Origin of the sequence: Nocardia sp. NPDC057668, assembly GCF_042799795.1 — a bacterium.
Classification (GTDB): Bacteria; Actinomycetota; Actinomycetes; order Mycobacteriales; family Mycobacteriaceae; genus Nocardia.
The window spans coordinates 1,003,255-1,021,787 of record NZ_JBHVIC010000003.1 but is presented as its reverse complement, the minus strand read 5'-3'; the positions used below and the strand labels follow the sequence as shown (position 1 = coordinate 1,021,787).

Genomic DNA, 18,533 nt, shown 5'->3' with positions numbered 1-18,533 from the left:
CGCGGCACAGGGTCCGACGGCGAACCCGCTACTTGGCGGCAGCGGGTGCGGGCTCGGTCACAGCCGTATCGCCCGGATCCGCGACCTCGGCCGATCCCACGACCGACCGGAAGGTGTAATCCGCCCGCGGATCGAAGGTTTCGCTGTGGTCCCACAGAGAGTTCCGAAATCCCCGGGACGGCCGCAGAATCGGCGCCTCACCCCGGGCATTGGAGAAGTAGCTGCGCACGTTGTGCTTCTTGACCTGCCGCTCGACCAGATACTCCTGCGCGACGACGGTGAAGGGACTGGTGATCATGGCCCGATGCCAGGCGTCGTGCGCGGCGGGCGTCACCTCGGCGATCTGCGCGCCGCGCGCCCGGGCCTCGGTGATGACGCGGGCGATGTGCAGTCCGGAGTTCTCCATCATGCTCATCCAGGTCACCCCGCTCCAGCCGTAGGGCCCGTACAGGAACCAGCGATTGGGCAGCCGCGGCATGGTGACGCCCGCGTACGCCTGCATGCCGTTCGCGCGGTAGAACTCACCCAGATCCAGACCGTCGCGGCCGGTGACCGCGCCGATCGGGAAGGACTCCGGGTCCGAGGCGACGTTGAACCCGGTGGCCAGCACGATCATGTCGTAGGCGTGATCGACCCCGTCGGTGGTACGGATGCCCCGCTCGGTGAAACGTTCGATCGGGGTGGTCAGCAGCGTGCCGTTCTCCCGGCCGAAGGTCTGCAGGAACCCGCGGCCGAAGGTCGGCATGTTCGCCATGATGCCGTGGCGGGGCACCAGCGCCGCGCGGGCCTGCGAATCCTTCACCAGGAAGCGCAGATACGCGCGGTAGGCCACCCGCAGCGCCGCCTCGGCGCCGGTCAGCAGCGCCAGCGCGGCCCGCTTGGGCAGCCGCTCGGCCGCGACGACAATCGCTTGGTACGCATACCAATTGGCCATATAGGCCAAAGTGTGGAAACGCTTGGAACGCATGAGCGCCTGCCCGATCCGGCCGAATGCGAAGTCCGGCTTGGGAAAACACCAGGTCGCGGTGCGCTGGTAGACGTCGAGCTGCGCGACTTCCGGCGCGAGCGACGGCACGATCTGCATCGAACTGGCGCCGGTGCCGATCACCGCGACCCGCTTGCCCGCGTAGTCGTAGGAGTGATCCCATCCGGCCGAGAGCATCAGCTTGCCCCGGTACTTCTCGACATCCGGGATGCCGGAGTTCGAGCGCGGCTCCAGGAAGAACCCGGTGGCATTGAGCACATACCGTGCGGTGAGCGTGCTGCCGTCGTCCAAATAGAGTGTCCAGAAACCATTTTCGTCATCCCACACCTCGCGCTCGACCGAGACCCCGAACCGGGAGCGCTCGTACAGGCCGTACTCGCGCGCCACGCGCCGGCAGTACTCGCGCACCTCCGCGCCGGGCGCGAACACCCGGGACCATTCGTTCGGGGCGAAGGTGAATTCGTACGAGGTCGAGGGCACGTCGAGCGCGACCCCGGGGTAGGTGTTGGCGATCCAGGTGCCGCTGAAATCGCCGCGCCGGTCCAGGATCACGAAGTCGTCGATGCCCGCGCGCCGCAGCTGGCAGCCCGCGGCTATGCCGCCGACACCCGCGCCGACCACGACGGCTTCCAGCTCCGGTAGTGGTGTGGCGGGCACGCGCTTCCCGGTATTCGAACCCATGTTTCCGACTCCTGTCGATCGTCTTCGATCCCTGCCCGCGACCGGTCGATTCCGGCGTCGCGAGCGCGGCGGCTCGGCTGATGCGCATCACCCTGAAACGGATATTAAACCTATTGGGATAGTGGCGCAATCTGGATGTTCATGGAATCTCCGAAGGTGTTTGGGGGCTCCTGCCAGGTCAATCGTTCCGGGCACTCGCTTGCGCGAGCGTGATCGAAGTTGGCTCTACGGGATGCGCATGACGCATCGGCTAGCCTTGCCGTGTCATCGATATCTAGATATTGTGGCTATCTGAATATTCCGGACAGCGTTCCATGCGGTCCGGAAAGAGGAGGTTCTGCAATGGCGCAAGGCTCTACTCGGCAGCTGGATTCCGGTCGGCACACGGCGACGCCCACGCTCGCGGGGGGACTGTTGGACCGGCTCGCACTGGGGATGACCAAGCCCGCATACATCAGACTCTGGTACGCCTCGGTCGCGGCCGTCAGCGTGGCCATCCTCGTCGTGACGGCCCTGGTATTGATCTACATCATGCCCGAGGGCTCGGATATCGCCGGGACTGTCGAGTTCTACGAGAAATACAACACCCTGCTCCGCGTGGTCTCGGCCGGCCTTGCGCTGATGTTCGTCCTGGGCGGGGTCTGGTCGGCGGCGTTCATCGGCACCCTGTGGGCCGCGGACACCAGCCGCAATCGCGTATACACCTGGTCCGCGATCTTCAGCGAGATCCTGGTGCTGGGCCTGTTCTTCGCCGAGTCCGGCATTTTCGCGGCCACGGTGCTGCTGTCGGGCAACTCACCGGATTCCATCATCCACGCCCTGCACGTCGTCGCCCTGGTCTCCGCGGCGCTGCTCGGTCCGGTGTGGGTGCCGTTCGCCCTTGCGGCCCTGCTGATCTCGCGTCGTTCGGGCCTGTTCCCGCGCTGGTTCAACCGCCTGTGCGTCGCGGTGATCCTCGTCGACATCTGCACGATCACCGGCGTGTTCACGCTGTCGGGTCCGCTCAACGGCGAGAACGGAATGATCGGCGCCTTCGCCGGTGTGCTGTGCCCGGTGCTGTGGGTCGCGGGCACCGTCGCATGGGAATTCGTGGACTGGGCGCGTGATCGCGCGAGCTCGATCGCGGCCGCCGCACCGGAAATCGCCTCGGGCACATACCTGTCCGCCCCGGTGTCGGAGGTGGTCGCCAATGGGTGACACGACCCGCCCGCAGTACGAAGTCGCCGTGATCGGCGCGGGTCCCGGTGGCATCGCCGCCGGCGCCAAGCTCAGGATGGCCGGGATCGACGACTTCGTGATCCTCGAACGCGCCGAGGACGTAGGCGGCAGCTGGCACGAGAACAACTACCCCGGCATCGCCGTGGACGTGCCCTCGACCACCTATCAGTACTCGTTCGAACGCAACGCCGGATGGTCTCGTTTCTTCGCGTACGGCCCCGAGGTGCAGCGATATCACGCCGACGTGGCCCGCAAGTACGGCCTCTACGAGCGCACCCGATTCGGCAGCAACGTCGAACGCGAGATGTGGGACGGCGAATCACGCTGCTGGGTACTGCATCTCGGGGACGGCACCGAGGTCACGGCGCGGTTCGTCATCAGCGCGATCGGCGCGTTCGTCCGGCCCAAGGGCGACGTCGGCATCCCGGGCGCGGATTCGTTCCGGGGCAAGGTGCAACGGCCGACGTCCTGGGACGGCGACTACGACCTGTCCGGCAAGTCGGTCGGCATCATCGGCACGGGAGCCAGTGCGGTGCAGATCATTCCGGCGATCGCCGCCGAGGTCGGCGCTCTCACGGTCTTCCAGCGGACCCCGGTGTGGTCGGTGCCCAAGCCTGATTTCGTGGTGCCGCGGGTCATGAAGGCGGCGCTGGCGATACCGGGCGTCTCGGCGTTCATCAATGGAATCGCTTTCGTCGCAGTCGATCTCATGCTGCGCCTGGTCGCGAATTCGCCGATCGGGCTGTTCCGTCCCGCCGCGAGCAGATTCGACGCGTGGCTTATCGCGGGCTATCGCCGGTACGTCGGATTCGTCGTGAAAGACCCTGCGACGGCCGCGAAACTGAGCCCGGACTTCGGCGTGCTGGCGAAACGCCCAACCCTGTCGAGCGGCTATCTGCCGGCCTACAACCGGGACAACGTCTCGCTGGTCACCGAGCCGATCGCGGAGATCACCACCGACGGCGTGACGACCCGCGACGGCGTCGCGCGCCCGCTCGACGTGCTGATCCTGGCGACCGGCTACGAGGTGTTCTCCGATCCCGAAACCTACCTTCCGGGAACGATTGTCGGCCGCGACGGATTCGACCTCGCGACGTTCTACCGCGAGCACGGCCTGCAGGCATACCAGAGCGTGTCGGTGCCCGGGCTGCCGAATCGCTGGACGCTGGTCGGCCCGTACTCCTGGAGCGGCACCAGCTGGCACGCCTTCGTGGAGACGACCGCCGATCACGCGATCCGCGCCATCGGCGAGACCAGGCGGCGCGGCGCCGACGTCTGCGAGGTGCGCGCGGAAGCGGCTGCGGAGTACCACCGTTCGGTACACCGGCGCGCCGAAGGCGTGCGCTACTATCTGTGCGAACTGAACGGTCACGTGCCGACGTACTACCGCAATTCGCAGGGGGACAGCACCTACATCCGGCCGGAGAGCTTCTTCGCGGCCCGACGGCGCACCCGCAAGTTTCCGCTGGAGGATTACCGTTACGAGACAGGGAAATCGGTGTCCGCGAGTACGCCCGGCGAGGCCGTGAACGCGGTGCCCGGCGGATTTTGACATCGACTCGGCCCCGGCGGTTTCCTGCCGCCGGGGCCGGGTCATGACCTCAGGAAGTCTCGCCGGCGACGCTCACCGCCGCGGCCTGCTCCAGCAACCGGCGCATCCACAGCCGGATCGTCTCGGCGAGCAGTTGCGCGGATTCGTCGGCGGTGATCGACTCACCGGCCGAGCCGAGGATCAACCCGGCCCCGGTGGCGAAGATCGCGCGCACCGCGGATTCCGTCAATGGATCATTCGGCGGAATGCTCACCGGCAGAAAGTCTTCCAACAGCACGCGACCGGATTCGATGACGCGCCGGATCATGTCCGCGGTGTCGTCCCGCTGCGCGGTATCGCGCATGACGATGATCAGATACTCCGCGCCGAGGATGAGCAGCGCGGTGTCGGTGGACGACCGCGCCCACCAGCGCGAGAGCACCTCGAGGCGCGATTCCATATCCTCCGGTGCCGCGACGAGCATCGGCATCAGCTTTGCCAGCTCGCGCACCAGGCCACGCTGGATGACCTCGACGCAGAGCGCCTCCTTGTTGTCGAAATTGCTGTACAGCGCGCCGATGGTGCGGCCCGCCTGGGCCGCGATGGCCGCGATGGAGGTGGCGTGATAGCCGTCGGCGAAGAAGAGCTGTTCGGCGGCGTCCAGCAGGTCTTCCCGGGTCCGCGCCTGGCTTTCGGCGCGGGTGAGAACTCTTCGCGTCGCCATCGGCGGCCGACCTCCCGCTGTCCGTGGTGCGATCCCGGCTCGGGACCGAGGATCAGCATCGCTTAGATAATATAGCTATGTAAATAGTAATACCATGTGGATTTGATAAAGGGTCGGCCCGCGGCGACCGGCAATTGGGCATCTGCACAGAACCGGATAGTCTCGGTACTCGAAATGCTGACCCACGTGCTGGACTGCTCGCCGGCGGAGGACATCGGAGGATCGGATGGCCGCTCGTAAGGTGCTGACCCGCGCGGAGAGTCAGGCGCGCACGCGCGACGAGTTGATCGAGGCCGCGGAGATCCTGTTCTACGCCAACGGCTATTTCGCGACCTCACTGGCCGCGATCGCCGCGGAGGCCGGTCGCACGATCGGCGCGGTGTACAGCAATTTCGAGAGCAAGGAAGCGCTCTGCCTGGAAGTGCTGCGCGGCTGGGGGAATTCCTCGCTGTCCCGGCTCGTCACCGCGATCGCCGCCGGTGACGGCACCCTCGAGCAGCGTCGCGACGCGATCAGCTCGTGGTGGGCCACCGAAATGGCCAACAATCGCGCCCCGATGATCCTGGCGGCGGAGTACGCGATCAGCGTGATTCGCGATCCGGGTCAGCGGGACATCACGATCGAGGCGGTCGAGCGGATAGTCGAGTCCGGGCGGGCCCTGTTCCTGGAACACCTGCCCGAGGGCGCGGAGGTGACCGGCCCGCTGGTGGACAGCGCCGTGCGCGGGGTCCTGAGCACCGGCGTCGGCTTGGCGGTCGGCCACGTGGCCGGCGTGATGGAGATCGACAAGTCGGTCGAAGTGCTCACGGCCACAATGGAGTTCTGGCTCGACCGCCTGGGCGCTGCGGTACGCGAGGTCGGCCGACCCGCGGACTGACGCTCCTCGCACACCCCGGCTGCCCCGCCGAACCACGTGTCTCGATCCCGGTGCCACTCGCCCCTCGTCATGCTCGTCAGAGGTACCAGTGCGCAACCCGCGCCGCGTCATACGCGCGCCCCGCGATCCGCGCGTGCCGCACCAGATAGTTCTCCGCCCTACCCTCGGACAGTCCGAACCGCAGGAAAACCGGCATCACCACCCGGTCGTGTACCCCCAGATGAACGGCCTGCGCCAGCGTGAGCGCCGCGTCGGCCCCGTAGTGCAGTCGGTCGACCAGTGACCACAGCAGCGGAACCGGTTGCGGAAACTCCCGCATTCGCAAGGTGATTCGCCGCCGAAACTCGGGTTGCGCCATGACCGCTGTCCTCTCGAAACCGTGGCCGGGGTCGATCGTGCTCGCCAATCTCCCGGCCCCGGTTCATTATTCACATGTCCACCCTATTTGAATAGTGTCAGTATTTACGATCGACATCCGGACAGGACTATCCGGATCACGTGGTCCGGGGTGGGCGAGGGTGCGGGATCTTCGGTGGGTAGCGCGTTGCCGCCGACCGAAGGACTCTCCGCCATGAGCCATGTGATCACCGAGGACGGGACCCGGATCTTCTACAAGGACTGGGGCCCCGCGGACGGGCAGCCCGTGCTGTTGAGCCACGGGTGGCCGTTGAACTCCGACGCGTGGGAGAGCCAGGCGCTCTATCTCGCCGAGCGCGGGTGCCGGGTCATCGCGCACGACCGGCGCGGGCACGGGCGGTCCACGCAGACCTGGACCGGGAACGAGATGAACACCTACGCGGACGATCTCGCGACGCTGCTCGACGCACTGGACCTGACCGGGGTCACGCTGGTCGGGCATTCCACCGGCGGCGGGGAGATCACCCGGTACGTCGGCAGGCACGGGTCGGGGCGGGTCGCCAAGCTCGTGCTGGTCTCGGCGGTACCGCCGTTCATGCTGCGGACCGAGGACAATCCCGAGGGGCTGCCGATCGAGGTGTTCGACGGCATCCGGGCGGGGGAGCGCGCCTCGCGATCACAGTTGTATCGCGATCTCGCCGACGGTCCCTTCTTCGGTCACAATCGGCGAGGTGATGTCCCGCAGGGTATTCGGGATTCCTTCTGGTTGCAGGGCCTGGCTTCCGGGCACCGCAACGCCTACGAATGCATCGCGGCATTCTCGGCCACCGATTTCCGTGACGATCTGGCCGGTATCGACGTGCCGACGCTGGTCATCCACGGCGACGACGATCAGATCGTCCCGTTCGAGGTCGGCGGGCAGCGCTCGGCCAAGCTCGTCGCCGGCGCCGAGTTGATCGTCTACGCCGGCGCCGGTCACGCGCTGCCCGACACCGAGAAGCAGCGCCTGTCCCAGGACCTGCTCACTTTCATCCGTTCGTGATCACCGAAACGAGGACCTCACCATGACTCAGCCCGCCTCCATCGGAAAACCGCCCATCGTCCTCATCCACGGGCTCTGGATGACCCCGTCCAGCTGGGACACCTGGGCCAACCGCTTCCGCGCACGCGGCCACCAGGTCATCGTCCCCGGCTGGCCCGGCATCGACGACCGGCCCCCGGCAGATGTGCGCAAGGACCCCAGCGGGCTGAAAGGCGTCGGCATCGTGCAGATCGTCGACAACTACGCCCGCATCATCGAGGCGCTGCCCGAAAAGCCCATCATCATGGGGCATTCGTTCGGTGGCATCTTCACCCAGATGCTCGCCGACCGCGGTTACGGCATCGCGGCTGTCGGTGTCGCGCCGGGTCAGCCCGCGGGCATCCTCACCCTGCCGTTCTCGACGCTGCGCACGGGCCTGCCGATTCTGTCGAATCCATTCGGGCGCAACGGCGCGAGCCCGATCTCCAAGGGACACTTCCACTTCACCTTCGGCAACGACCTGAGCCGCGCCGCATCGGATCTCGAGTGGGAGGCCAGTGCGGTCAACTCCTCCAACCGGGTGTTCTTCGAAGGCGTGCTGTCCCTGCCGAAGGGGCCGAAGGGCATCACGGCCGTCGACTTCGCCAAGCCCGATCGCGCTCCGCTGCTGCTGATCTCCGGTGAGATCGACAACGTCGCGCCGCCCGCCATTCAGAAGGCGACCCTGGCCAAGTACTCGAAGGGCACCGCACTCGTCGAGCGCGTGGAATTCGCGGGCCGCACCCACCGCCTGGTCAGCCAGGACGGGTGGGAGGAGATCGCGGACTACGCACTCGACTGGTCCCTGCGCAACGCGGCGAAAGGCTGAACGGCATGACCTCTCGTAAACCATTGCGGCGCGGACCGCTGGTGGCCGTGCTCGCGGCCGCGGTGCTGGGCCTCGCGCCGCTCGCACCCGCCGCCGCGGCTCCCGCCGATCCCACGGTCGTGCTGGTGCACGGCGCGTTCGCCGACGCCTCCAGCTGGGACGGCGTGGTAGCGGAACTGCGCGAGCGCGGCTATCGCGTGGTGACCGTGGACAATCCACTGCGCGGACCCGGCAACGACGCGCAGGCGGTGCAGCGCGTGCTCGACACCATCGACGGCCCCGTCGTACTGGTCGGGCACTCCTACGGCGGTGCGGTCATCACCAATACCCACGACGACAAGGTCAAGGCGAACGTCTACATCGCCGCCTTCGCTCCGGCCGAGGGCGAGTTCGTGCAGGGCCTGCTCAGCCCGATCCAGTTCCCGGGCAGCCGAATCCTGCCGCCCGCACTGCAATTGAAGCCGGTCACCGGGGGAGTGGACGGGTTCATCGCGGAGGAGTACTTCCACGAGATCTTCGCCCAGGACGTCAGCGCGAGCACCGCCGCCACCATGTTCGACCACCAGAACTCGGCGGCGCTGTGGGCCAATCTCGAACCCAGCGGGAAGCCGTCCTGGGCCACGACGCCGAGCTGGTACCTGCTGTCCAAGGACGATCGGGTGATCCCGGCGGCATCGCAGCGTTTCATGGCGTCGCGGGCCGCGCCCGGCGCGACCACCGAGATCGACGCCTCGCACGCATCGCTGGTCTCGCAGCCCGCGGTGGTTGCCGACACCATCCAGGCCGCCGTGACCGCGAGTCGATGACGCCGCGCGGGTGAAGGCGTGACCCGCCGGTATCGGTGTCGAATCCGACACCGATACCGGCCGGGTAGGTCACCCGGACATCGGTCCAAGATGTCAGAATCTGCTGACCATGTCAGCAGATCCACACCGGTCGCCACGGCCGTGACCATAGTTTTCGATACGCGGGTGCTCGCGCCGCACGAACGCGCCGACGCCGTCTGCGACGCCATGCAGACCTCGTCGGTGCCCTCGCATGTGGCGCACGAGGATCCCGGCGGCGCGGTGCACGGGGTCTTCGAGATGTGGGAGTTCGGCGCGGAGAGCATCTTCCGGGCCGAGATGTCCGGAATCCGGTTGCGGCGCACCGTACGTCAGGTGCGGGGCTTCGAGGCGCCCATGCTCGCCATCGCGGTCCAGCAGCGCGGTCTGGGCGAGTACGAGCAGTTCGGCGAGCAGCGGCTGGTTCCGGTGAACGACCTGCACGTCATGGATCTGAACGCCCCCTACGACTTTCGCTGGAGCGGGCGCGGCACGTCCACCTGCCTGTACGTCCCGCTGGACCGGCTGGACCTGCCCGCCCAGCTGGTGCGGTCCGCGGCCCCGCTGGTGCGCGAGAGCCCGATCTACCCCCTGCTCGTCGATCACATCCTGGCGATGACGGCCGCCGCCGACGCCCTGAGCGCCGACGCGTCCTCCGCGTACGTCGGTTCCGCCGCTACGGAACTCGTTCGCGGCCTGCTGCTCTCGGCGGCCCGCCCCGAGCTGGACGCCACGATCGTCCCCGCCCGGGCCCTGCTGCCCCGCATCCGCGCCTACGCCCTCGACCACCTGGGCGATCCGAACCTCGACGCCGCCACGATCGCCCGCGCCCACGGGGTGTCGGTCCGCTACCTCTACAAGATCTGCGCCGCGGCCGATTTCACCCTGGCCGCCTGGATCCTCGCCCAACGCCTGGAACGGGTGAAAGCCGACCTGTCCGGCCCCCTCGCCCACCACCGCTCGATCGGTTCGATAGCCTCCCGCTGGGGTTTCCGCGATCACTCCCACTTCACCCGCCGCTTCCGCCAGGCCTACGGCATGACCCCGAGCGAATGGCGCAGCCTCTCCGCTCCGGGAAGCTGAACCTCCGGGACTGGCGTCTCGGCGACAGGCCATCGGCATCGCTCCTACCGTCCTCGGTTCCAGGCCAGTCGCTTCGGCGTGCGCGGTCGGCGGCATGAGCGAGTATCCGAGGCTTTGCCACTTTCGGGCAGGTATCGCACCTGTCAGAACGGTTGATCATCAAAAGTGATCGTCCATGTGTCCGGATCCAGCCAGCGCAGTGCGTTCGCCGGCCGGGCACCTCGGTCATCCCGACGTCCGCGAGCCACGACCGTTCAGGTAACCGCGGCTCTGCACCGCTCGCAGGCATGAGTGCTGTCGGGGCGCCAGAGATGGCGCATCACGCACACCTCTTCCCTGGGTACGCCACACAACGTGGTGCCGCCACGCATCCCGTGTTCGGGACCGGTCAGTTCCAGCGCTCCGTCGACGTCCCTGACCAGCCGTGACGGCGACACCTCGCCCTCAACGGGCCGCGTATCGGTTCGTTCAAAAGCAGCCGCGAAACTCGTTCCCATTCCCCCATTCTGAACTTGCCGCAGCCAAGCCTGAACAGCACGGCGATCGCATGGATTTTTCGACCGCTCCGTATCGATTCGTCAAAGCGGGACCGTAGTTCGAGTGACATACGCGGCCACAAGGCGTGCTCCATCTTCGGACCCTTCTGGCCACTTGCGGTGGGGACCAGGTCCCGACTGCTCCGGCGAACAATACCGACAAGCAAACCGCGACTCCAATTTTGGAGCCGCCCGCGCTCTGTGCGGTGCGAGTTCAGGCCTGAGCATCCCCGAATGCCAGTTGATTCGGTGTGAGTGCCGAGTGCCGCCCTGTCAATCGAGAGCGTCGTACTCCGCGGGTGGCCGCTCCCACTCCGGGTGATTCAGCCAGTAGTAGCCATGCAAATGCACCATCGCCCAATGCCAAGCCTGATCGTGGAAAACCAGACCGCGACACTCTTCATCGGGTGCCTCGTAGTAATAGAAGGCGACAGCTCGGGCCTTGGCCTCCGCTGACGTCAGCCCTCCGTATCGCTCCATGACCCAGGCATAACTCCGACGTTCACTCGTCAACAACTGGAGATAAACATCTTCATCCCAGTCGTGCTCACCGGCCATCCGCGTTCCCGTTCTCCGGGCCTCATCCTCTCGCGTCAAAGGAACCAGGGCTAGCCCTTATCCTTCTGTACTCGCTCATCGGCTGGTTGGGCACTTGCTGTCAGGGCCAGGTCCTGGCCGGCCGAAGGGTAAGCAGCCCGGGGAACCGGCCCCGCCCGCTCTGCGGGACTGTGCTTACTTCAGACGGCTCCGACGCGAGAAAAGACTCGAATCCCGTGAACAGGCCACCTCTCGGCTCGCTCAAACCCACCCGCCCTGCTGCCCGGGTCGTCGCTCCTCCGAGACGAGTTGCGGATCAGCCTCTTTACGTTCGCTATCACGCCGAGGGACGGAGAGGTTATCTGTCTCGCTGGTCTGGCCGAATTCACCGCAAGGAGGCCGACAACTACCGCAACTCCGTCAGTGGAATGAGACGTTTGTCTCGACCGAACCAGACTCAACTCGAACAGGAAGCCGCCCGAGTCCGCAGGCAAGAGCGAATGTCCTTGGCTGTAGTTGCCCTGGCCGCCAGCCGGGTAGCGCTGACCGGTTCGGTCAGCGCGGTATGCGGCATTACAGCGCGAGTCGCCTGATCTTCGACGTGCCAGTCGACCAGGCGCAACTGCTGTGGGTGCGCCACCCTGTCGGCACCCGGCACTACGGTGCGTCATGTGGGCGACTTCTATCAGTACTACTACGCGCTCGGAGAATCCGACGACGCCGCGGTGCACCGAGTGCGAGACACCGTACGGTTCCTCATGGGCTGCACCGAAGCCGCCGACACGTCGGTTCGAGCGGGTGGGGCGGTCGCGGAAGCCGACGTCGATGCGCTGATGGAATGGGCGCTGGCCCACAAGGACACCCAGCACGACGAACTGGACTGGAGCGAGTACTCCGGCCCACGCGATGGAGTCATCCCAATGCTCGGCTACGACTGGGGTACCTCCGGGACCTACGCCTCCCAACCCCGATGCCGACATTGCGGAGCCGACGTCGATATCGACGGTGAGGACGACGGCTGGTTCCAGTGGCTCGAAGATGGAACCGAACCCCAGGCCACCTGCGAAGGCGACGGACACACGGGACTAGTCGGCGACTTCGACATGCGCACGACACTGTTCTTTCGAACCAATTGCGGTGTAGCTCTGCAAAATTGGCCGAATCTGGAAGAACACGGCCCGGGGGTGCACGAACAGGTACTCAGACTCATCGGGCACCGCCCGATGTACACGATTCGCAAGTCCTGAACCCGTAGCCACGAAGCGTCATAACACCCAGCACCAGCCGAGATATCGCACGCTATTCGGCATGTCAGTGCGTTCGGCCGGCCGGGCATCACCTGTCCGAACGACCTTGGAGGCGGCAGAGGAGTGTGTTCGGCAAGGCAACCTCGTCGAGGAGAGACCGCATCCGCCGCAGCCACGGCTCTCACCCGTGCCAGGCCCGCCAGAGGGAGGCGTAGCTGCCCCGGCGGGCGAGTAGCTCGGTGTGGGTGCCGAGCTCGACGATGCGGCCGTCTTCCATGACCGCGATCCGGTCGGCGTCGTGTGCGGTTTGCAGGCGGTGGGCGACGGCGATCACCGTTCGGCCGGACAGGATGGCGGCCAGGCCGCGTTCGGTATCGCGGGCGGTGGTCGGGTCGAGCATCGCGGTGGCCTCGTCCAGGATCAGTGTGTGCGGATCGGCCAGTAGCACGCGAGCCAGCGAGAGTTGCTGTGCTCGAGCATCATCGAGCTGATGTCGGCCGTCGAGCAGGGTATCGGGATAGTCCGGCAGCTCCGTGGCCCAGCTCGCACCGACCGCGGACAGGGCAGCGGTCAACTCGGCGTCGGTGGCGGCCGGGGCGGCCAGGCGCAGGTTCTCACGCAGGGTGTCGCGGAAGATGTGGTGTTCCTGGGTGACCAGGATGACCTGACGGCGCAGCCGGTCCGGCGCGAGCTCGGCGATCGGTACGCCGCCGACGGTGATCGAACCGCGGCCGGGTGCGTCGAGTCCCGCGAGTAGCCGGCCGAGGGTGGATTTGCCCGCACCGGACGGCCCGACGATGGCGATCCGTTCCCCGGGCCGGATATCGAGGTCGATACCGTTGAGGACTTCCCTCCCGCTGCCGTAGACGAAATGCACATCGGCGCAGACGATTCGGGAATCAGCAGGTTCGATGGTCGCCGAGTTGACCGGATCGGCTCCCGGTGATTTCGCCAGCGCGACGCCCTCGATCCGGGCGAACGCGGCCGTGGCGCTTTGGATCTGGTCCAGCCACATCATGAACAAGTTCAGCGGATCGATCAGCCGTTGCAGGTAGAGCGCCGCGGCTACGACGGTGCCCAGGGCGATCATGTCGTTGCGGTGCAACCAGCCACCGAGCACCAGCACGCCGACCACCGGTAGCGCGCAAGCGATCTCCACCACCGGAAACAGTCGGGTGCGCAACCGCAGGGTCGACAGACGTGCCTGCCTGCTCGCCGCGATGGTGGAATCCGCCACCCGGATACGTGATCGGTCCATCCCGAGTGCCTCGACGGTTCGCGCTCCCTGGACGGTGGTTATGACCGCCTCGTTGACCTGTCCGGCGGACATGGCCTGCCACAGATAGGCGGCCTCGGCCCGGCGCAGGTAGGAACGCAATGCGAAGACGGCGACGGTCAACGTGGCCAGTCCCGAACCACCGAGCATCGGATCGAGCAGCAACACCGCGACCATGAGAAAAAGCAGCTGAACCGCCGCCAGGAAGAGCTGGGGCGCCATGCTGCGCAACATGAGAACTACGGCGTTCACGTCCGCGGTACCCCGGGTGATCAGATCCCCGGTGTTCGCATGCTCGACCAGGGAGCCGGGTAGCGCGAGCGTGCGGTCGAGGAAGCGCTCGCGGATTCGGGCGGCCGCGCGCTCGCCGAAGCGATAACACAGCAGTTGCGCGTAACGCAGCAGCACGATGTGGGCCACCGTCACGACCAGGATCGCCAGGGCGAGCCGATCCACGGTAGCGAGCGCCGCATGCTCGGGCGTATCGGTGACCGCGTCGACGATGCGCCCGAGCAGCAGCGGCATCAGCAGCCCGGCCCCGGCTGCGAGCATGTTCACGACCATCGCGGCACTGAAAAGCCCACGGTCAGCGTATATTTCCCGCCAGGCGGCACGCCGGACGTCCGACGCGGTGGCGACCGGAAGCACGGTGGTCATCGCAGTGCCGGGGACGCGGTGCCGCGCGTGACGAGGCGGTGGTAGCCCGGCTCGGTATCGAGCAACCGTCGATGGGTGCCGGTGGCGGCTACCCGCCCATCGACCACGTAGTACACCCGGTGGGCGCGATGCAACACCGTCGGTGAGGTGCTGGCGAGCACGGTGGTCGCGCCGCGGCGAGCCGTGACCAATCGGGTCACGATCCGAGCCTCGGTGTGTGCGTCCACCGCGGAGGTCGGTTCGACCGCGAGCAGCACCTCGGGCGCCGCATACAGGGCGCGGGCGAGCCGGAGCCGCTGCCGCTGCCCGCCGGACAGGTTGTGACCATCGGGTCCGACAACAGCGTCCAGGCCCCGTGGCAGCGCGGCGACGATGTCGTCGGCCGCCGCCGTATGGATGGCCACACGGATCCGCTCGTCATCGCAGTGGTGCCGACCCGCGACGATCTCGCGCACCGATCCGGCGAACAGGTGGGAGTCATTGTCGGCAACCAGAATTCGTGCGCGGACCGAGTCGAGTTCCACCGCATCGAGCCGGGCGTTGCCCCAGCGCGCATCGGAGAGCGCGAACCGGCCGAGCCGGTCGACGATCACGACACCATCGGCCGGTGTGGCGCATGCGAGCGCGGTGAGCAGTCCCGGCTCCACCGCCACGCAGGAGTCCGGATCCCGCAGCACCGCAGCCGATTCCGGTGCATCGCTGGTTCCCTCGGTATCGTGCTCGTTGCTCAGCCGCAACAGCTGGACCACCCTGGCGGCCGAAATCCGGGCGCGAGCGATCCCGCTGCCGCCTTCGATGAGGAATCCAACAGGCACGACCAGCATGGCGGTATAGCCGTAGATGGCGACCAGATCACCGACGCTGATCGCCTGGGCTGCTGTCATTCGGGCTGCCAGCCAGGTGACCAGCGCCAGAAACAGCATCGGCAGGCCGGCGGCGAGGGCGTCGACCCAGCTGGCCACGGCACCCACATGCTCGCCCTTCGCGATCAGCGCCCGCGACTCACGGTGGAAGCTAGCCGCGTACCGCTGCTTGCCACCCAGTCCGTTGAGCACCCGCAGCCCGGTGAGAATATCGGCGAGCCGCTCGGTCAAAGCACCCTGATCCTCCCGATACCCCTTGCCGCGCTGCTGGATCCGGTGCAGCAACGGCACGATGGCGCCGATGATCAACGGAACCCCGGCCAGCACGACCAGTGCCAGCAGCGGTGAGATCGACAGCAGCACCACGGCGACGACGAGATAGGCGATCACCGCGCCGACACCGGGGCCGGTGATCGTCAGCGACTGCGCGATGACCTGCATATCGGCCGTGCCGATGGTGGTGACCTCGCCCGCGCCCAGCGTGCGCGCCAGCGAGTTGCCGAGAGATACGCTGCGGTGCACGGTCACCCGGATGACACGGTCGGCGGCATCCATGCGGACCTTGGTCATGACCCGATGCCGGGCGATGCCGGAACCGGCGATCGCGACGGCGACAGCGAACCCCGCTGCGGCCCACAGCGCGAGCGCGTTCGCATCGCCGCCCACCAGCCCATCGTCGATAGCGCGAGACAATACGTAGGGCGGCACCGCGAGCGACACCATCCATATCGTGCCCAAGGCCGCCCCCAGCGCGATCCGCCATTTCTGGCTGACGACCAACCACCACAGAAACCGCCCCGGCCCGGCTACATCTCGCGGACCCGGAACGAGAAAAGCGTCAGCCACCCCTTCACTGTAGGCATGTGGCCGGGCGCCCCCTGATCGTGCGGATCACCGCTGAGGCGGGGCCACCGCTACCGAAACACTCGCACCAGCGCAGTCGGGTGCGTCATTCCGTGGCAAGCAGGCGCGGACGGCACGGCACGTGGTACCCGATTTTCGTGCAGCAGTTCAGAAGTCAGCCACCTCCACTGGGACTAACCACAATTTCGCCCCACATCCCTGCTACCCGGCCGATCCCGCTGATACCGTCGATCTTCGGAGTTCGACGGCGCCTCCCCTGTCCGGGTGGACGGCCGTCCCGACCCGCACGCAAGGTGCTTTCGTAGAACGGCCGGGAACAAGTGGTCACCGAAATCTTCGATATGACAATCGATTTGCCGGTCGAGCCGGAGGTGATCCGGAGTTTGCTCGTCGATCCGCAGCTCTATTCGCGGGTCTTCGTGGGGATCGGGGCCTGTGAGCAGCTCGAGACCCCGATCGCGGGCACGACGTGGCTGCTGCGCATCGGTACGGCCGAATCGGGTGTGCACACCCGGCGCGCGGCCTTCGCTGCCGACCGGCAGGGCGGACTGCAGCTGCGGTGTGCCGACAGCGGCGCGCTGGTCAGCGTCCGGGTGCGCAGGCTCGACGAGACGACCCGGCTCACCCTGACGTTCCTGTCGGCCGCACGGATCCACCCGGCGGTGGCCGAGCTGTCCAATGACGACGTGATCGCTTGGGCCGAGGCCGGATTGGGCCGGATGGTCGAGCTGATCTCCGGCGCGCACACCTCGACCGTGGTCAACGGCGAGAACCGGCCGCTGCGACAGCGCGCGCAAGTGGCCGGGCAGATCGTCTCGACCGGTGTGGTGCGCCCGCTGCGGCCGCTGCGTTCGGTCAAGCAGATCGGCGGCCTGGCCAAGTGGGGGTTCAACCTGGCGGGCGGCTACGCCGCGGCCGCGGCCTACGCCCCCGGCCGGGCGGCGGTGGTGGACGATCGCGGGGTGCGGACGTTCCGGGAGATGCACGAGCGCAGCCGGGCGCTGGCGGGCGCGATGTCCGCGCGCGGGCTGGGCCCCGGCGACGCGATCGGGCTGCTGACCCGCAATCACGCCGAGATGATCGAAACCATGGTCGCGGCAGGCAAACTCGGCGTGGACGTCTTCCTGCTCAACGCCGGGCTCTCGGGCCGGGTCATCGAGAACATCGTGCAGCGGCATCGGCTCACGGCGCTGTTCGTCGACGAGGAACTCGATCCGCTGGTCCAGCACCTGCACACCGACATCGACCGCTACCGCACCGATCCGGACGTGGTGGACGGAACGACGGGCCAACTGATCGCCCAGAAGCACAACGGTTTCCGCGCCTCCTCCCGCCGAGGACGGTTGGTCGTGCTCACCTCCGGCACCAGCGGAACCCCCAAGGGCGCGCGCCGTCCGCATCCGCGCGGGTTCGCCACGGTCGCGGCCCTGCTGTCCCGAATTCCCCTGCGCATGAACGAAACCATGGTCATCCCCGCCCCGCTGTTCCACACCTGGGGCCTGGCGGCGCTGCAACTGAGCACCGCGCTGCGCGCGACAGTCGTGCTGTCGAGCCGATTCGACGCCGAGGACTGCCTGCGCCAGATCGCCGAACATCGCGCGAGCACCCTCATCGTGGTTCCCACCATGGTCCAGCGCATCCTGGACCTCCCGCCCGAGGTCCGCGCCGCCTATGACATCTCGAGCCTGCGGGTGGTCGCCAGCTGCGGCGCACCACTGGCGGGCATCACCGTGCTGCGTTTCATGGATGCCTTCGGCGACATCCTCTACAACACCTACGGTTCGACCGAGGTCTCCTGGGCCACCATCGCCACCCCGGAGGACCTGCGCGTGTCCCCGACCACCGCCGGACGACCGCCGCTCGGCACCCGAATCGCCGTGCTGGACAAGGAGCGCCGCCCCGTCGCGATCGGCGCGGTGGGACGCATCTACGTGGGCAACCACATGCTGTTCGACGGCTACGTCAACTGCCCGCCGCCCGACGAATCCCACGGTCTGCTCGACACCGGTGACCTGGGCTACCTCGATGCCACCGGCCGGCTGTTCATCGCCGGCCGCGACGACGAGATGATCATCTCCGGCGGCGAGAACGTCTTCCCCCGTCCCGTCGAGGAGGCGCTGTCGCACCTGCCGCAGATCAGCGAGGTCGCCGTGATCGGCGTCCCCGACCTCGATTTCGGCCAGCGCCTGGCCGCCTACATCGTCAAGCGCGAAGGCTCCGACCTCGATCCCCACATGATCCGCACCTACATCCGCCATCGCCTGAGCCGCTTCAGCGTGCCCCGCGACATCGTCTTCCTGCCCACCCTCCCGCGCGGGGAGACCGGCAAGGTCCTCAAACGCCTACTCGCCCCGGTCCAGCCTGCCCACTGACCGCTGTCCGCG

General features: G+C 67.2%; 15 protein-coding genes. 9 read left to right on the top strand and 6 right to left on the bottom strand.

Features of this window, described 5'->3' with window-relative positions:
• Positions 1-28: 28 nt before the first annotated feature.
• On the bottom strand, positions 29-1,666 hold the full coding sequence (locus ACFVBH_RS23120) for a flavin-containing monooxygenase (RefSeq protein WP_379004278.1): 1,638 nt from the start codon (positions 1,664-1,666) through the stop codon (positions 29-31).
• Between the two features lie 342 nt (positions 1,667-2,008).
• On the opposite strand from ACFVBH_RS23120, the gene ACFVBH_RS23115 reads away from it, so the two are divergent.
• Entirely contained in the window at positions 2,009-2,863 is an 855-nt protein-coding gene (locus ACFVBH_RS23115; protein WP_379004276.1) for a hypothetical protein, read from the top strand.
• Positions 2,856-4,436, top strand: a complete 1,581-nt coding sequence (locus ACFVBH_RS23110) for a flavin-containing monooxygenase (protein WP_379004274.1) — start codon at positions 2,856-2,858, stop codon at positions 4,434-4,436. The genes ACFVBH_RS23115 and ACFVBH_RS23110 overlap by 8 nt, the downstream gene beginning before the upstream one ends.
• Positions 4,437-4,485: 49 nt before the next feature.
• Here ACFVBH_RS23110 and ACFVBH_RS23105 read toward each other — a convergent pair whose 3' ends face one another.
• Positions 4,486-5,139: a TetR/AcrR family transcriptional regulator gene (locus ACFVBH_RS23105; RefSeq protein ID WP_379004272.1), complete on the bottom strand. Its 654-nt coding sequence runs from the start codon at positions 5,137-5,139 to the stop codon at positions 4,486-4,488.
• Between the two features lie 226 nt (positions 5,140-5,365).
• On the opposite strand from ACFVBH_RS23105, the gene ACFVBH_RS23100 reads away from it, so the two are divergent.
• The gene (locus tag ACFVBH_RS23100) at positions 5,366-6,016 is read left to right on the top strand and encodes a TetR/AcrR family transcriptional regulator (RefSeq protein ID WP_379004270.1); all 651 of its coding nucleotides are present in this window, start codon (positions 5,366-5,368) and stop codon (positions 6,014-6,016) included.
• 76 nt (positions 6,017-6,092) lie between these two features.
• On the opposite strand, the gene ACFVBH_RS23095 is transcribed toward ACFVBH_RS23100, so the two are convergent.
• On the bottom strand, positions 6,093-6,374 hold the full coding sequence (locus ACFVBH_RS23095; RefSeq protein ID WP_379004268.1) for a hypothetical protein: 282 nt from the start codon (positions 6,372-6,374) through the stop codon (positions 6,093-6,095).
• A gap of 213 nt (positions 6,375-6,587) precedes the next feature.
• Between ACFVBH_RS23095 and ACFVBH_RS23090 the strand changes: the two genes are divergently transcribed.
• The 4 genes from ACFVBH_RS23090 (at position 6,588) to ACFVBH_RS23075 (ending at position 10,169) form a co-directional block, all read left to right on the top strand.
• A complete protein-coding gene (locus ACFVBH_RS23090; RefSeq protein WP_379004266.1) occupies positions 6,588-7,415 on the top strand; it encodes an alpha/beta fold hydrolase in 828 nt (275 codons plus the stop codon).
• 22 nt (positions 7,416-7,437) lie between these two features.
• Positions 7,438-8,262: an alpha/beta hydrolase gene (locus ACFVBH_RS23085; RefSeq protein WP_379004264.1), complete on the top strand. Its 825-nt coding sequence runs from the start codon at positions 7,438-7,440 to the stop codon at positions 8,260-8,262.
• A gap of 5 nt (positions 8,263-8,267) precedes the next feature.
• The gene (locus ACFVBH_RS23080) at positions 8,268-9,068 is read left to right on the top strand and encodes an alpha/beta hydrolase (protein ID WP_354984796.1); all 801 of its coding nucleotides are present in this window, start codon (positions 8,268-8,270) and stop codon (positions 9,066-9,068) included.
• 90 nt (positions 9,069-9,158) lie between these two features.
• Positions 9,159-10,169 carry a helix-turn-helix domain-containing protein gene (locus ACFVBH_RS23075; RefSeq protein ID WP_379004261.1) on the top strand — a complete coding sequence of 337 codons (1,011 nt, stop codon included), beginning with the start codon at positions 9,159-9,161 and terminating at the stop codon, positions 10,167-10,169.
• Positions 10,170-10,978: 809 nt separating this feature from the next.
• Here the strand turns inward: ACFVBH_RS23075 and ACFVBH_RS23070 are convergent.
• Positions 10,979-11,263 carry a hypothetical protein gene (locus ACFVBH_RS23070; protein ID WP_379004259.1) on the bottom strand — a complete coding sequence of 95 codons (285 nt, stop codon included), beginning with the start codon at positions 11,261-11,263 and terminating at the stop codon, positions 10,979-10,981.
• Positions 11,264-11,913: 650 nt separating this feature from the next.
• On the opposite strand from ACFVBH_RS23070, the gene ACFVBH_RS23065 reads away from it, so the two are divergent.
• Positions 11,914-12,489 (top strand): hypothetical protein, encoded by a 576-nt coding sequence (locus ACFVBH_RS23065; RefSeq protein ID WP_379004257.1) that lies wholly within the window; start codon positions 11,914-11,916, stop codon positions 12,487-12,489.
• Between the two features lie 181 nt (positions 12,490-12,670).
• Here the strand turns inward: ACFVBH_RS23065 and ACFVBH_RS23060 are convergent, their stop codons facing one another.
• Together ACFVBH_RS23060 and ACFVBH_RS23055 are read right to left on the bottom strand one after the other, a co-directional pair.
• Positions 12,671-14,329 carry an ABC transporter ATP-binding protein gene (locus ACFVBH_RS23060; RefSeq protein WP_379004255.1) on the bottom strand — a complete coding sequence of 553 codons (1,659 nt, stop codon included), beginning with the start codon at positions 14,327-14,329 and terminating at the stop codon, positions 12,671-12,673.
• An 89-nt stretch (positions 14,330-14,418) separates the two neighbouring features.
• Complete coding sequence (locus tag ACFVBH_RS23055; RefSeq protein WP_379004253.1) at positions 14,419-16,131, bottom strand: ABC transporter ATP-binding protein; 1,713 nt, start codon at positions 16,129-16,131, stop codon at positions 14,419-14,421.
• Positions 16,132-16,490: 359 nt separating this feature from the next.
• Between ACFVBH_RS23055 and ACFVBH_RS23050 the strand changes: the two genes are divergently transcribed.
• On the top strand, positions 16,491-18,521 hold the full coding sequence (locus tag ACFVBH_RS23050) for an AMP-binding protein (protein WP_379004251.1): 2,031 nt from the start codon (positions 16,491-16,493) through the stop codon (positions 18,519-18,521).
• Positions 18,522-18,533: the final 12 nt, after the last annotated feature.